16 protein-coding genes are annotated in these 14,466 nt (G+C 66.5%); 4 read left to right on the top strand and 12 right to left on the bottom strand.

Annotated elements, in window-relative coordinates; translation table 11 throughout:
• The first annotated feature begins 21 nt into the window (after positions 1 to 21).
• From ACFSQR_RS01815 to ACFSQR_RS01800, 4 genes are all read left to right on the top strand, one after another.
• Entirely contained in the window at positions 22 to 1,626 is a 1,605-nt protein-coding gene (locus ACFSQR_RS01815; RefSeq protein WP_377727442.1) for an alpha-amylase family glycosyl hydrolase, read from the top strand.
• Between the two features lie 141 nt (positions 1,627 to 1,767).
• Positions 1,768 to 1,968, top strand: coding sequence for a hypothetical protein (locus tag ACFSQR_RS01810; protein WP_377727440.1), 201 nt, complete (start codon positions 1,768 to 1,770; stop codon positions 1,966 to 1,968).
• A gap of 284 nt (positions 1,969 to 2,252) precedes the next feature.
• A complete protein-coding gene (locus ACFSQR_RS01805) occupies positions 2,253 to 2,453 on the top strand; it encodes a hypothetical protein (RefSeq protein WP_377727438.1) in 201 nt (66 codons plus the stop codon).
• A 38-nt stretch (positions 2,454 to 2,491) separates the two neighbouring features.
• Positions 2,492 to 3,253 carry a head GIN domain-containing protein gene (locus tag ACFSQR_RS01800; protein WP_377727436.1) on the top strand — a complete coding sequence of 254 codons (762 nt, stop codon included), beginning with the start codon at positions 2,492 to 2,494 and terminating at the stop codon, positions 3,251 to 3,253.
• A 14-nt stretch (positions 3,254 to 3,267) separates the two neighbouring features.
• On the opposite strand, the gene ACFSQR_RS01795 is transcribed toward ACFSQR_RS01800, so the two are convergent.
• Genes ACFSQR_RS01795 through cpaB form a run of 12 tightly spaced genes read right to left on the bottom strand, consistent with a single transcriptional unit; the run spans position 3,268 to position 14,463 of the window.
• Positions 3,268 to 4,401 (bottom strand): LytR C-terminal domain-containing protein, encoded by a 1,134-nt coding sequence (locus ACFSQR_RS01795; RefSeq protein ID WP_377727434.1) that lies wholly within the window; start codon positions 4,399 to 4,401, stop codon positions 3,268 to 3,270.
• 14 nt (positions 4,402 to 4,415) lie between these two features.
• Positions 4,416 to 5,345, bottom strand: coding sequence for a type II secretion system F family protein (locus ACFSQR_RS01790; RefSeq protein WP_377727432.1), 930 nt, complete (start codon positions 5,343 to 5,345; stop codon positions 4,416 to 4,418).
• Between the two features lie 9 nt (positions 5,346 to 5,354).
• Positions 5,355 to 6,332: a type II secretion system F family protein gene (locus ACFSQR_RS01785; RefSeq protein WP_377727430.1), complete on the bottom strand. Its 978-nt coding sequence runs from the start codon at positions 6,330 to 6,332 to the stop codon at positions 5,355 to 5,357.
• A complete protein-coding gene (locus tag ACFSQR_RS01780) occupies positions 6,332 to 7,678 on the bottom strand; it encodes a CpaF family protein (RefSeq protein WP_377727428.1) in 1,347 nt (448 codons plus the stop codon). The genes ACFSQR_RS01785 and ACFSQR_RS01780 overlap by 1 nt, the downstream gene beginning before the upstream one ends.
• A 15-nt stretch (positions 7,679 to 7,693) precedes the next feature.
• Positions 7,694 to 8,875: a CpaE family protein gene (locus tag ACFSQR_RS01775; RefSeq protein WP_377728290.1), complete on the bottom strand. Its 1,182-nt coding sequence runs from the start codon at positions 8,873 to 8,875 to the stop codon at positions 7,694 to 7,696.
• 15 nt (positions 8,876 to 8,890) lie between these two features.
• Entirely contained in the window at positions 8,891 to 9,451 is a 561-nt protein-coding gene (locus ACFSQR_RS01770) for a TadE/TadG family type IV pilus assembly protein (protein WP_377727426.1), read from the bottom strand.
• Positions 9,426 to 9,923 (bottom strand): TadE/TadG family type IV pilus assembly protein, encoded by a 498-nt coding sequence (locus tag ACFSQR_RS01765; protein ID WP_377727424.1) that lies wholly within the window; start codon positions 9,921 to 9,923, stop codon positions 9,426 to 9,428. The genes ACFSQR_RS01770 and ACFSQR_RS01765 overlap by 26 nt, the downstream gene beginning before the upstream one ends.
• The gene (locus ACFSQR_RS01760) at positions 9,898 to 10,353 is read right to left on the bottom strand and encodes a TadE/TadG family type IV pilus assembly protein (protein ID WP_377727422.1); all 456 of its coding nucleotides are present in this window, start codon (positions 10,351 to 10,353) and stop codon (positions 9,898 to 9,900) included. The genes ACFSQR_RS01765 and ACFSQR_RS01760 overlap by 26 nt, the downstream gene beginning before the upstream one ends.
• Positions 10,350 to 11,807: a pilus assembly protein TadG-related protein gene (locus ACFSQR_RS01755; RefSeq protein WP_377727420.1), complete on the bottom strand. Its 1,458-nt coding sequence runs from the start codon at positions 11,805 to 11,807 to the stop codon at positions 10,350 to 10,352. Before ACFSQR_RS01755 ends, ACFSQR_RS01760 begins: the two co-directional genes overlap by 4 nt.
• Positions 11,804 to 12,064, bottom strand: a complete 261-nt coding sequence (locus ACFSQR_RS01750) for a hypothetical protein (protein WP_377727418.1) — start codon at positions 12,062 to 12,064, stop codon at positions 11,804 to 11,806. The genes ACFSQR_RS01755 and ACFSQR_RS01750 overlap by 4 nt, the downstream gene beginning before the upstream one ends.
• Positions 12,065 to 12,073: 9 nt before the next feature.
• Positions 12,074 to 13,627, bottom strand: coding sequence for a type II and III secretion system protein family protein (locus ACFSQR_RS01745; RefSeq protein ID WP_377727416.1), 1,554 nt, complete (start codon positions 13,625 to 13,627; stop codon positions 12,074 to 12,076).
• Positions 13,624 to 14,463: a Flp pilus assembly protein CpaB gene (cpaB, locus tag ACFSQR_RS01740; protein ID WP_377727414.1), complete on the bottom strand. Its 840-nt coding sequence runs from the start codon at positions 14,461 to 14,463 to the stop codon at positions 13,624 to 13,626. Before cpaB ends, ACFSQR_RS01745 begins: the two co-directional genes overlap by 4 nt.
• Positions 14,464 to 14,466 lie beyond the last annotated feature (3 nt).

Below are 14,466 nucleotides of genomic sequence, written 5' to 3'. Positions count from 1 at the left end.
GGCAACTGCACCCCACTACCCATGAAATTGATTCCGCTGCTCGCCGCCTGTGCGTTCATGCCTGTAGCGTTTGCCCAGCAGGCGGCCTTTGCCACCCACGCCGCGACGCCGGCAGGAAACCGCCATGACCGGGCGGTGCAAGGGATTTACGAACAGCGCGAAAAGGATTGGCGCAACGGCGCCGTGGTGTACCAGGTGCTGGTGGACCGCTTTGCCCCCAGCGCCAACCTGGCGGCCAAGCGGGCGCTGTACCCTGCCCCCAAGGTCCTGCGCGGCTGGGACGAGGTGCCCAGGCGCGGCGTGTACCTGGAGGGCGAACGCCTGTGGAGCCACGAGATCGAGTTCTGGGGCGGCGACCTGGCGAGCCTAGTGGGCAAGCTCGGCCACGTGCAATCGATGGGCGCGGATGTGCTGTACCTCAATCCCATCCACCTTGCGTACACCAATCACAAGTACGACGCGTTCGACTACAACGCCGTGTCGCCGGAGTTCGGCACCCGCGCCGACGTGAAGGCGCTCGCGGCCAACGTGCACCAGCGCGGCATGAAGCTCGTGCTGGACGGCGTGTTCAACCACATGGGCCGCAACTCGCCCAGGTTCCGCGACGCGTTCGCCAATCCAAAGAGCGAGTGGCGCGACTGGTTCTACTTTGGCCCGCAGTACCAGAGCGGTGCGCGGGTGTGGTGGCTGGCGGAAAACCTGCCCGAGCTGAACCTGGAGAATCCGAAGGTGCGGGCCCATGTCTACGGCGCGCCCGACTCGGTGGTGCGCAGCTACCTGCGTGACGGCGTCGACGGCTGGCGCCTCGACGTCGCGGTAGACATCGGCTTCAAGTGGCTCGATGAGCTGACGCAGGCCGCGCACAAGGAAAAGCCCGGCTCCCTGGTCGTCGGCGAGATCGCCAATTATCCGAAGGAATGGTTCCCCTCGGTCGATGGCGTCATGAACTTTACGCTGCGCGAGATCGTGCTGCGCCTGGCGGGCGGCAAGCTGGAAGCGCCGCAAGCCCAGCGCATGGTGGACCGCATGGTGGCCGAGTCGGGCACCGACAATTTGCTCAAGAGCTGGCTGATGCTCGACAACCACGATACCTCGCGCATTGCCACGGTGCTGCCCGTCGAGCAGCAGCGCAGGCTGGCGCAGGTGCTGCAGTTCACGCTGCCCGGCGCTCCCAATATCTATTACGGCAGCGAAATCGGCATGACGGGTGAAGGCGACCCCGCGATGCGCGCGCCGATGCGCTGGGACCTGGTGCGCGACGACAACCCGACACTGGGCTGGACGCGCCAGCTGGTCAGGCTGCGCAAGCAGCACCGCGCACTGCGCATCGGCGACTACCGGCCCGTGACCAGCCACCGCCTGTTCGCGTTCGAGCGCCACACCGACCGCGCTCGCGATACCGTCATCGTGCTGGCCAACCCGTCTAGCGCGGACGTGGCGGAAACCGTCATGCTCGGCAACAGCAAACTGATGAACAACTGGATGATGGTGGACGCGCTGACCGGCGCGAAGATCCAGCTCGTCTCGGGCCTGCTCGACGTAAAGCTCCCGGCGCACACGGTGCTGGTGCTGGTGCCGGAACTCTCGCCCGGCGGCGGCTACAGCGCCTACAAACGCGTGCAGTAGCGGCAGGCGCGGCCGCTTCCAACCGGCGTAAAACGCACTTCATCGCGCAAAATCCGCAGCTCGTCGCAATGCGATGGTTGACGTGGACGGACCTCTCTATAGTTCAATCAACCCCACCGCATTTCGACAAGGAGCATTGACATGAACATCGCACGCAACATGGAAGCCATCTTCGTTCTCGTACTCGGCACCCTGGTCGCACAGGGCGTAGCGACGGCAGCGATCAACGCGAAACCTGTCAACGCTTCGGTCGCCACTTACACCGTCAACGACGCCGGCATCGCCGTCGTGACGGTTACCGCCAAACGCCTGACTGCTGCCCAGAAAGCAGTCGACGCCTAAGCCGCGCATCTCCAACACTGCCCCAAAGCCCAGCTTTCCCAGCTGGGCTTTTTTTCGTCCATGTCACCCGTCGTCCCAGCGCAGTCCGGGCCCATGCTGAGCTGCATTCACCGAGGCGCCTCCAATGGCGACGGCAAGGAATGGCGATTCGTACCAGGCCTCATGTGGCGAAAACTGCAGTTCAGCGCGCGATTCGTGCAGCTCGTCGCAATGCGATGGTTGACATCGGCGGGCCTATTTATAGTTCACTCAACCCAACGCATTTATCGACAAGGAGCACTGACATGAACATCGCACGCAACATGGAATTCATCTTCGTTTTCGTCCTGGGCACCCTGGTGGCACAAGGCATCGCGACGGCAGCCATCAATGCGAAATCAGTCAATGCTTCGGTCGCCACTTACACCGTCAACGATGCCGGAATCGCCGTCGTGACGGTCACCGCCAAACGCCTGACCGCCGCACAAAAAGCGGTCGGCGCATAAGTTCGCCAACCACAATACGAAACACGGAGAACACAACCATGACCCGACTCTTCCAGGCAGCAGTCATCGCCACCGCCTTGTGCGCCAGCGGCGCCGCCCTCGCTCAGCAGGTGAGCGAAACCCGTCCCGTCGACGGCCGCGTCTCCCGCATCGAGCTTGGCGGCGTAATCGAGCTGATCGTCAAGCAGGGTCCGACCGCCTCGCTCACGCTGTCCGGCGACAAGCGCCTGGTGTCGCGCGTCACCACCTCGCAGAAAGGCGACGTGCTGGTCATCGATATGGACAAGAGCACCTTCAGCTGGGGCCGCGACAACGGCTCGGTCAAGGTGCACCTCACGGTTCCGCAACTGAGCGAGCTGACCTCCACCGGCGTGGGCGCATCCACGCTCACGGGCTTCTCCGGCAACAGGATCTCGCTGGTACAGGAAGGCGCCGGCTCGATCAACATGAACAGCAACTACAAGTTCGTGAAGGTCCGCCTGGGCGGCGTGGGCAGCATGAAGATCGAATCGGGCGCCAGCGAGGAAGTCGACCTGTCGCTCGCAGGCGCCGGCAAGATCAGCATCAGCGGCAAGGCCAAGGTGCTGCGCGCATCGCTCGGCGGCCTGGGCGGCCTGGATGCCAAGGAGTTGTATGCGGATTCGGTCGACGTCGATATGAGCGGATTGGGTGGCGCAACCGTCTACGCAAAGCATTCGGCCAACGTGAACCTGTCGGGAATGGGTTCGGCAACCGTGTACGGCAAGCCCGCACAGCGCACCACCAACGACCACGGCATGGGCTCGGTGAGCTGGAACTGAACGACAGGCCGGCTTCAGCCCCGCGCACCCGGGGCAGCCGGCCGCACGGCCTTCCCGGCCGCTGCCGATTCCCTCCCCTTCGCCGCGCCTTGCAGCTTTGCAGCCGCGGCGGAGGCCACCACCGCAGGACGCGTACTCACCTGATCCTTGCCGATCACCAGCCGCATGTCGGCCTTCCAGCACTGATCCACCTGTACCATCGTTGCAGCGCCGAAACGTTGCGCCAGCTTTGACGCGGCATCCTGGAATCCGCTCACGTACTCGATCCGGGTGCGATCGACATTGAATCCTTTTTCGTTGGTCAGCCTCACCACGCGCAGCTTGTCGCTGGCGAGCTTTCGGGCAGTCGCTGCGGCCATGCCGCGCACGCCATTCCCGTTGCGAACCTCCAGCCGCACCAGCGCTTGCGCGGATTCCACCGCGCTCTCCACCGTGGAAGGCAAGTCCACCGGCGCGGTCACGACTTGCGGCGGCGCCTCCTCCGCATACCCGTCGGGCGCCTGCGCGATACGGACCGGCTCTGCCGGCAGCGGCGCCACGACGGCCTGGGGCTCTCCTTCCACCAGCTGCGGCTGTGCAGTGATGGTGCGCAGGTCGATCACGCCGCCGCTTGCGTCCAGCACACGCGCGGCCCAGTCATCTTTCGGACGCGCAGGCGCCTCGACGGCACTGACAATGGCTGGCACGCGCGAGCCCCTGGCCAGCGCGTAGTCGACAGTAAATTCGTGGCGTTCCAGCGTGGCGGCTTGCCGGAACATCATCTCGGCGCGCGCGTGCTTGCCAAGCTTGCGCAGCGCGCTGCCCAGGTGCATCCAGCCGCGCGGATTGAGCGGATCGAGCAGGCAGGCCTTCTCCAGCGAAGCGAGCGAGGCTTCATATTCGCCGTTGAGGAACAACGCGTAGCCGAGATTGCGGTAGAGGTAGGCCGCCTCCGGCCCTGTCTGCGTAGCCGTCAGCGTGCGCCAGATCCGGATCGCGCCGGCGTAATCGGCCTTTTCGGCCAGCTGGGTGGCGATAAGGTTGCGCGCGGAAGGAGAATCGTCCGCCAGCTCGGGAATGCGCGCCGGCCTGTCGTCCGGCGTATTGGCGCAGGCCAGCAACAACGCGCTGGCGCAGGCGGCGGAGATGCGTTTCATCGTCGTGCTCATGTCGGGCTCCGTGGTCATCCAGGTTTCGCAAAGATGGCCATGGCCTGGATGACCGCAGGGCCGAGCAGGACCATCATGAGGGTCGGGAAGATGCAGAAGATCAGCGGGAACAGCAGCTTGAGCGCAATCTTGGCGGCGGCCTCCTCCGCCACCATGCGGCGGCGCACGCGCAGGTTATCCGAGTGCACGCGCAGAGAGTCGCCCATGCTGGTGCCGAAGCGCTCCGACTGGATCAGCATCGCCACGAGCGAATCGACGTCCTCCACGCCGCTGCGCAGGGCCAGGTTGCGCAGCGCCTTCTCCTTGGTGAAGCCGGCGCGCATTTCCATCAGCACCAGCTGCAGTTCCTGCGCCAGCGTGACGCTCTTGATATGGATTTCGGACGCGACTTTCACCAGCGCGCGCTCCAGGCTCATGCCGGCCTCCACGCACACGGTCAGCAGGTCGAGCGCGTCGGGGATGGTCTCGAAGATCTCGCGCTGGCGCCGCGCCGCCACCCGCCGCAGCACCAGGTTGGGGATGTAATAGCCCGCAGCCGTGCAGGTCAGCAGGATGACGAGGTAGCGCTCGCCCGCCAGCGACGGCTGCGTTACCAGCAGGACCAGCGCGGCCAGCAGCGGCAGCGCTAGCGCCAGCACCGATTTGGCGGCCAGGAACAGGATCGGCGCGCCGCGCTTGCGCCAGCCGGCATTCATGAAGCGGGTGCGCAGCGCGGATTTCTCCCAGCCTTCTTCGGGCACCGACAGCTTGGTGAAAGGCTCTGCCACCCGCGCCACCCGGTCGACCCAGCCATCGCCTTCCAGCGGCGAAGGCTCGTCGTGGCCGGTCAGCCTGCGCAGCCGGGCTTGCAGGCTGCGCGGCGAGAACAGCGACAGCGCGACAAACACCAGCGCGCCCACAACCACGAACACGATCAGGAGAAAGACGATCTGGCGTGATTCCATGGCTGCCCCCTAGACTCGGATGTGGATCACGCCGCGCAGCCAGGCGATACCGACCAGGATCATCGTCAGCCCGAGCCAGATGATCGTCACGCCGCTGGGGTGGTTCCACAGCACGCTGATGTATTTGGGATTCACGATCGACATCGCGGCGACGATCACGAACGGCATCAGCGACAGGACCCAGGCCGACAGGCGCCCTTCCGCGGACAGCACGCGCACGCGCGCCCGCAGCTGCAGGCGCTGCCGGATGATCGCACTGATGCTGGCCAGGATCTCGGCCAGGTTGCCGCCCGACTCGCGCTGGATCACGACCGCGATCACGAGGTAGCGCACGTCGGTCAGCGGCACCCGCACGGCCAGGTTGTGCAGCGCGTCCGTCATCGGCACGCCGTAGTGGATCTCCTCGTGCGCAGTGCGGAACTCGACGCCCAGCGGCTCGGGCAGCTCGGTGCCGGCCATCTGCAGCACGTTGGCAAACGAGTGGCCCGCGCGCAGCGCCCGCGAGATGAAGTCGGCCGCCTCCGGCAGCTGCTCTTCGATCTTCTTCATGCGCTTGGTGCGCGCCCGGACCAGTATCCCGTACGGGATCGACGCGAGCATGAGAATGATGCAGGCCGCGGCCGGCAGCGGGACCGGGAAGGTCATCACGAGCGCCACGCCGAGCAGCAGCGCGCCGGCCGTCAACCCGAGCGCGCGGCTCACCAGCCAGGGCAGGCCGGCCTGGACGAGCAGCCGGTCGACCCGGGCCGCGCCGGGCAGCGCATGCAGGAATTCGTCCAGGCTCTCTCCGTTTGCATAGCGCCGCTGCTTGAGGATCGAAACGTCCTCGCTGGCCGCGCCGGTGCCGGTGGACATCAGGCGCAGGCGCATGCCAATGCGGCGCGCGCTGGCGCCGTAGCGTTCCGTCCACCAGACAAAGGCTCCCTCCAGCAGCAGCACTACCGCGGCGAATACCAGGACGGCGAATATGTAGAAGAGATTGTCCATTATTCGTACACCCTCATCGGATCGAACACATCGTCGGGAACCGGCACCCCGAACAGGCGCAGGCGTTCGGCGAAGCGCGGACGCACGCCGGTGGCGCAGAAATGCCCCTTGACGCGGCCGTTGGCATCCATGCCGCTCTGTTCGAACTTGAAGATCTCCTGCATGGTGATGATCTCCCCTTCCATGCCGGTGATCTCCTGCAGGCTGACCAGCTTGCGGCAGCCGTCGATCAGGCGCGCCACCTGCACCACCACGGTGATGGCGGAACAGATCTGCTGGCGCGTGGCGCGGATGGTCAGGTTCACGCCGGACATGCTGACCATGTTCTCCAGCCGCGACAGCGCGTCGCGCGGAGTGTTGGAGTGGATGGTGGCGAGCGATCCCTCGTGGCCGGTGTTCATCGCCTGCAGCATGTCGAGTGACTCGGCGCCGCGCACCTCGCCCAGGATGATGCGATCGGGACGCATGCGCAGGGCGTTTCGCACCAGTGCGCGCTGCGTGACCTCGCCCTTGCCCTCGATGTTGGGCGGGCGCGTCTCCAGCCTGACCACGTGCGGCTGGCGCAGCTGCAGCTCAGCCGCGTCCTCGATGGTGACGATCCGTTCCGAGGCCGAGATGTATCCCGAGATCAGGTTGAGCAGCGTGGTCTTGCCGCTGCCGGTGCCGCCCGAGATCAGGATGTTGACCTTGGCGCGCCCCAGTGCCGACAGCACCTGCACCATCGGCGGCGACAGGCTCTTGAAGCCGAGCAGGTCCTCGGTGGTCAGGGGAACGGCGGAAAAGCGGCGGATCGAGAGCAGCGGCCCGTCCACGGCCAGCGGCGGGATGATCGCATTCACGCGCGAACCGTCCGGCAGGCGCGCGTCCACCATCGGGCTGGCTTCGTCGACGCGGCGGCCCACGCGCGAGACGATCTTCTCGATGATCTTCATGAGGTGCGCGTTGTCGTGGAACGAGATGTCGGTCAGTTCGAGCTGGCCGCGCCGCTCCACGTACACCTTGGAATAGGTGTTCACCAGGATGTCGGACACGGTCGGATCGGACAACAGCGGCTCGAGCGGGCCGAAGCCGAGCATCTCGTGCTGGATGTCGAGCACCAGGTTGTGCCGCTCGTGCTGGTTCAGGACGATGCGCTCTTCCTCGATGATGCGCCCGACCAGCAGCGCCAGCTCGTGCTTGAACTGCTCGCTGGTGAGCCGCCTCAGGCGTTCCAGGTCGATGCGGTCCAGGATCAGCTGGTGCATCGTCTTCTTCAGCTCCTGGTAGGCCAGGTTGACGGTGTCCTGCGGCACGTGCAGCGGCGCCCGCACTTCGTCGCGCACTGCCAGCCGTTCGCGTATGGTCATGGTGGCCTCCGCCGGCTATTCGTTGATCGCGGCCACACGGCCGAACAGGCGACCCAGCAGGCCGCGCTGCTCCTGCGCCACCGGTCGTGCCGTTACCGTTTCCACCAGCTCGGCCAGGCTGCGCGCGGCGGCGCTGCTGCGGGCCAGCTGCAGCACTGGCACGCCCTGGTTGATGGAGTCGATCACTACTGCGTAATCGTTGGGAACGGTGTGCAGGACTTCCGCACCCACAGCCTTCTGCATGTCGTCCAGGCGCAGCCGTCCGCCCTTCTCGTAGCGGTTGACGATCAGGTGGGTGCGTTCCGCCGGATAGCCGAGCGAGCGGAAGATGTCGATCAGCCGGCGCCCGTCGCGCATGTCCGGCAGCGCCAGTTGCAGCACCGGATAGGTTTCGTCGGCGTTGTCGAGTGCGCGCAGGGATAGTGCGTCGATCTGCCGTCCCACGTCGAGCAGGATGTAGTCGTAGTGCTGCCGTGCGACCCGCAGCACCGTGTCCATGTGCTCGGGCTTGAGCGCGGACGACTGGGACTGGTCGTCGGCCGCGGCCAGGATGCCGTAGCCGTTCGACACGTGCACCAGGCAGGAATCCAGGAAGGCGCCGTCGATGCGCGAGATCTGCGAGCACACATCCGACAGCGTCATCGCGGCCTTCTGGTCCGAGACGTACAGCGTGGCGTCGCCGAACTGGCCGTTCAGGTCGATCAGCATCACCTTCTTCTGCGCCAGCGTCGCCAGCGCGTAGCCGAAGTTGGTCGAAATGAAGGTGGTCCCGCTGCCGCCCTTGCACGAGATGAAGGACAGCACCTTCCCCTCGCGCAGGCTGGACATGCGGCCGGCCTCGGACAAACGGTCGAGCGCCTCATGGAAGGCGCGGTGCACCAGCGGCAGCTGCAGCACCTCGCGCACGCCCGCACGCATCGCGCGGATCAGGAGGTCCTGCTGCTGCTCGCGCGTGACCAGCATGAAGCAGGCGGGCGCATATTGCTTGCACAGGCGTTCCAGGCTGTCCGGTTCGCCCAGGTCGCTGACGCTGGCGTCGATGATGACCAGTCCGGTGCCGCCGCTTGGTATCTGCTCGAGCGCGTCGCGCAAGCTCGACCGGGTCGCGCCGATATCGAGGGGGGGCACGCGCGCGCTGCCCTGGGTGGCGATTTCCGCGCAGAGCTGCGAATCGCGCGAAATGACAAGGCCTTTCATCATCCACTCCTCATGTCATGGGCAGCCGCCCGGCTGGTAGCCGAGCGCACCCACTGGGGTCACCGTCTGGAAAGTTGGGAAGTACAAGGTGGTGTTACCGAATAACAGGCTGGTGACGCCGGCCAGCGGCGTCACCGGAACCGGATCGCAGGTGTCGCCGCCGCCGGGCTGGCACAAGCGCACCCTGACATAGCGCACACAGCTCGCGTCGCCGGGATTCGTCATGCAGGTCACCACGTTGTCGGAAGGGCATACCGGCGGCGTGGCGACCGGTTCCCGGGCAGCGTTGAGGTAGGTGACCTGGAGATAGCTGCCATCGACCGTGGGCGACGTCAGCGGCACGCCGCCTAAGGCAGCCTGGTTGAGCGCTGCGCTGTGGTCGGCGCCGGGCGCGGCCGCCGCCACCGCCGCGGCGCCACGGCGCGTCACCGCCGACATCGTGTTCCAGAGGAACAGCATGCGCGCCACTTCCAGGATCCCGAACACCATCATGCAGAACAGGACCATCAGGCCGGCAAGCTCGATCGCTACCGCGCCGGCGTGCTGGCGCCTAATGAAACGCGAAGCGGCCGTCATACGGCACCTCCACACTAACGGTCACAGCCAGGCCGTCCCCGCCAAGCGCAGGGAACACGGTTTCCGGCAACAAGGCCTCAGCCTCCAGGCGAATGACCCTCAGGCCAACGGCGGAGTTACAGACTATGCTGCCGTCGCAGGCAATATCCAGTCCTGCGAAGTCGATGCCGCTCTCTTGAACTGCTGCCTCGACCAAGGCATTGGCATTCGCGATCGCTGTATTAAACTGGCTTGACGAGGTCAGCTCGCCCGGGGGCGTGCTAGCGATCAGGCGCGCCGCATCTCGTGCCGCGGCCTCCAGTAGGCTGCGTTGCCAGTAAGCGCGGCCTGCCCACCAGCAGAATTGCATGATCACGATCGCCACCACGGCAATGATGGCAAATTCGATGGTCGCAACGCCGGCACTGCGCCGACAGAGAGTGCGGGACCCAGCCTGTCGGCCGCGTCTACTGGAACGCGAAGCGGCCGTCATACGGCACCTCCACAGACAAGGTGACAGGAATGCCGTCCCCACCAAACGCCGGGAACACGGTTTCCGGCAGCAGGGCCTCGGCCTCCAGCCGGATGACCCTGAGACCGACCGAAGAGGTGCACAGAACGCTGCCATCGCACAAAATGTCCAGTCCCAGGAAGTCGATGCCGCTCCTTTGCGCCGCCTCCGCAACCAGCGCGTTGGCGTCTGCAACCACGGTTGTGAAGTTGCCATAGGTGGTCAGCTCGCCCGGCGGTGTGGAAGCAATGAGCCGCGCAGCGTCGCGCACAGCGCCTTCCAGTACCGTGCGCTGCCAGTACGCCCGCCCTGCCCACCAGCAGAACTGCATCATCAACACCGCCACCACGAATACGATGGAAAACTCGATGGTCGCGACGCCTGCGCTGCGCTGACGGAGACGGCGTTTCATCTGTAAAGCCTCGTCATGAGGGGACGAGCGCCCGTCAGCAAGCCGCCGAATTCGCCTGCAATGTAGGGGGAGGTGCCGGCCACCGCGCGCGAAGTCAACGCGAATCTTCCGATTGCCAGTACGGTCGCCACCTTCCCGGACACCGGGCAGTCCAGCAGGGGCACGTTGATGATCCTGCGGAACAGCACCGAGGTGCCCGACGGCGTGGTCGAGGACCCGATGCGGCGCGCAATGTAAGGCGGCTCCTTGTCGTCGTCCCAGGTCAGCGTGAGAGCGCTGCCGCCGTTATCGACCGGGTACAGCAGCGGTACCGCACTCTTGCCGAATGCATCGCCCACGTGGCCGGCCGCGGTGGCGCTGTACTGTACCGGACGCGCGTACGCCCACAGGTTGCCGTAACTGTCGCGCGTGCGCACCTCCCCGGCCGGGATGCCGGTACGCGCGGCCGCCTCCAGGTCGGCCATCGGTGCCAGCCGGTTGTCGCCATCGGTCGCCTCGCTGGCGGCATCCTGGGCGTACGGCAAGGTGGGCGTGTTGGTCAGCCAGGAGACATCCTTGTATTCCATGACGTTCTTGTCGGGCCACGCAGTGGTCGCGTGGCATGCCGAGGCCAGCTTGAAGCGCGAGTTCAGCTCGGGAATCAGCTCCAGCGGGAAGTCCGGCTCGACATATAACTTGTTGCCGGTCGGGCGCATGAGGGAACCGGTGCAGATGAAGGGCCGCACGACGGACGCGGAAAAATTGCTGTCCCTGGGCGTGCGCCCGTCTTCCGGGAACTCGACCGGGTTGACCACGAAATGGGCCGGCGCGTCGCCAGCCGGGTTGAGGCCGAGCAGGTTGTAGGAAACACCGCGCCGGAATCCGTATTCCACCAGCTCGAAGGTATCCGGCACCATGCCCTGCACCTTGCGCGGATAGGCTGGCGTCTCGCTCATCGCGCACACCGCCAGGGGCGCGATCGGCATCAGCTCCTGCCCCGCGACGGCGACTTCGCCAAAGGTGATCGGGGTCGTTCCCTCCGGTGCGAAGAAACGTTCGACCTGGGTCAGCGCGCCGTCCAGGGTCGATGTGTCCACGCGCGCAAAGCGCAGCGTATCGAGCTGCGCCGCGGACAGGCCGGCCGCAGCGCCCGCCGTGGTCCACGGACCATCCGGGCTGGCGCCGAGCTGCAGGGCTCCGTTCTGCAAGGTGGCGGCGGTCGCGCCAAGGCCGTTGGCGGTGGCGAGGATGGCAAGCGCCTGCTGCACCGCCGCGTCCACGCCGGCCGGCGTTCCGTCCAGCTCATGCGCCGCGGCCAGCGCGGCAGATTCCGCGAAGCTGCGCATCTCAGCCTGGCGCATGTACACCCTGCTGACATCCAGCGCCAGCCCGACCGTCGACAGCAGCGCAGCCAGCATGACCGCGAACTGGATGGTAAAGGTGCCGTGCTGGCATGCAGGGTCGCGCAGTTTCATTTCAAGACGCTCGCGTCAAGCGATTCGGCTTTTTTGGGCGCGCTGAAGGTCTTCTCGTAGCGTTCCTGCGCCTGCCCTGCGGCGCGGCCATCGATGCCGGTGACCTGGGTACTGTCGCGCACTCCGGCCAGGTCGATGGCCTGGGCAGCCATCACCGAGCGCACCGCATGGGAGGACGCGTCGTCCGCGCGCATCAGTTCGGTCGAGCAGCCGCCCAGCGCGAGGCTGGCGGCGGCAGCTATCAGCAGTCGGTTCATCGCGGCCTCCTATCGGGTTTCGAAACCGCCAGGCGTGGTGCTGGTGGCGGGTACGGCGGCGCCCCCTGGCGCGGGAGGGCCCTGCAGGTTGTTGAATTTCCCGCCCAGCAGCACGTCCACGCGGTTCGGCGTCGGCACCGCGTCGGTCGGCAACGGCACCGGGCCGACCAGCGGCTTGACCAGGCGTGCGGTCACGACGAACACCAGCTCCGACTTGTCCTGCTGGTAGTCGACGCTGCGGAACAGCGCGCCCAGGATCGGCACTTCGCCCAGGCCGGGCAGGCCACGGAAGTTGTTCACCAGGTTATTCTTGAGCAGGCCGCCGATCGCGAAACTCTGCCCGTCCATGAGCTGGATGGTGGTGCTGGCGCGGCGCCGCGTGATCAGCGGCAGGATCGAGTTGCCGGCCACGTTGAGGGCCGTGATGCCCAGGCCTTCGCGCGAGATCTCGGAGACTTCCGGCGAAACGCGCAGGTTGATGCGTCCGCCCGCCAGCACCGTCGGCAGGAAGCGCAGGCCGACGCCGAACTCCTTCTCCTCCAGCGAGACCTTGTTGTTTTCCTGGGCGACCGGGATCAGGATGCTGCCGCCCGCGAGGAAGCTGCCCTCCTGGCCGCTCAGCGCCAGCAGGTTCGGTTCGGCCAGCATGCGCACCAAGGCGTCCTGCTTCTGCGCGCCGGCGGTGATGCGGTTGCCGTTGGTCTTGGTCGCATCCAGCAGCGACTGCGTTTTCCCGCTCAGGAAATTCGACAGCAATGTGGCCGCCCAGCTGCCGGAATCCATGTGGAAGGTGGTGCCGGTTTCCATCCGCTCCATCAGCGACTTGGACACCTCGGCGATCTTCACCTCCAGCATGACCTGCTGCGGCGCCTCGACGTTGAGCAGGTTGATAACGCGGACGCTGGCGTTCTCGCGGGTCTGCTGCAGGCGCGTGTCCGGCGCGTCCGCGTCGTTTCGCGACAGCAGCGACATCGTGGGACGGCGCACGAAGGCGGTGGCCAGCTCGGTCGCGCGCAACACGGCGGCGCCATCGGCCACGGTGCCGGTGAGGACCACCGAATCGGCGGCGGCGGCGACATGGATGTTCTTCTCGTCCGGCATCGCCTGTGCCAGCGCCGACTGCAGCGCGGACGCGTCCAGGCCGACCACGATGTCGACCACGGTGCAGGCACCGCTGCGCCCCTGTACGATCATGTTGGTGGTGCCGATATCGACGCCGACCACGTACATGGTGTCGGGCGAGACCAGCATGGCCTGCACCACCTGCGGGTTGCCCACGCTGCGGTTGACCGCGGACTCGGGCAGCCGCATCAGGGTGGACTTGCCGAGCTGTAGCGGCAGGCGCAGCGGCGCCGGCGAGATGCCGGAACAGCGCGGTCCGGTGTCCAGCCTGGCCTGCTGGCCGGCAGTCCGTTTGTCCGGCTTGCCGCGGGCCGCGGGACTGGCGCCGGCCTGGGCGGCCGCCGGGCCCGCGGCTGGCGCCGGCGCGGGTGCTTCCGCCTGTACCTGGGGCAGGCAAAGGGTCAGCGCGGATGCCGCCAGGAGTCGGGGGATCAGCTTCATTGGAAACACTCCTTCGTGGTGCGGGTACCGCTGATCACGCCGACGCAGTTGCGTGGCGCGGGCGCGGGCGCGACGACTTTGTGGACGCGGGCCGGGGGCGGCGCGGCCGGCGGCGGGGGCGGCGGATCGGCCTCCGCCAGCAGCGTCTTCTTGGTGGCGCCATCGGTGCCCGACGGGCGCGGGTCGATCTGGTTGCGCAGCACCAGCGAGAGCGTGCCGACGCTGCGCGCCAGGTCGAGCGCTTCGGCCTGCTCCGGCGTGACTTCCAGCGTCACGGCGTTGACCACCTTGGGCTTGGTCTCGTCGCGGTCGACTTCCTGCGCCACCGCCAGCACCAGGATGCGCTCCAGGACGATCTTGGAGATGTCCTGGGCCTTGCGTTCGCTGCCGTGGGTCTCGCGTTCGGTGTGCACGATGATGTCGACGTAATTGCCCGGCAGCGCAAAGCCGGCCACGCCCACCACGTCGTTGACGCGCACGGTGATCGCACGGCGCCCTTCGGTGATCAGCGCCGACAGGCCGCCAATGGTGCCGACCGGCGCCAGCTTGGCCTCGGTCAGCGGCTCGCCGCGCAGCACGCTGGTCTTGAGTACCCGGCCGGTGAGCCTGGCCTGGTCGTGGAAGGAACCGGGCGGCGCGCTGCCGGCCGGCCAGTCGGTCATCTTCATCATGTCCGGCGACAGGCGCTGCCCCAGGCTGACATCGGTGGCGGCGAGGACGATTTGGGTCGTCTTCGCGCCCGGCTGCTTGAGCAGCCACCTGGAAGCCACCATGACCGCGCCTACGCCCAGCAGGACAGCGACGGTCATCATCCAGATCGCGCGCTTGTTCTTCATGAT

The organism is Pseudoduganella sp. GCM10020061 (assembly GCF_042683405.1).
In the GTDB taxonomy this organism is placed as follows: Bacteria; Pseudomonadota; Gammaproteobacteria; order Burkholderiales; family Burkholderiaceae_D; genus Telluria.
This window is presented reverse-complemented; position numbering and strand designations above follow the sequence as displayed.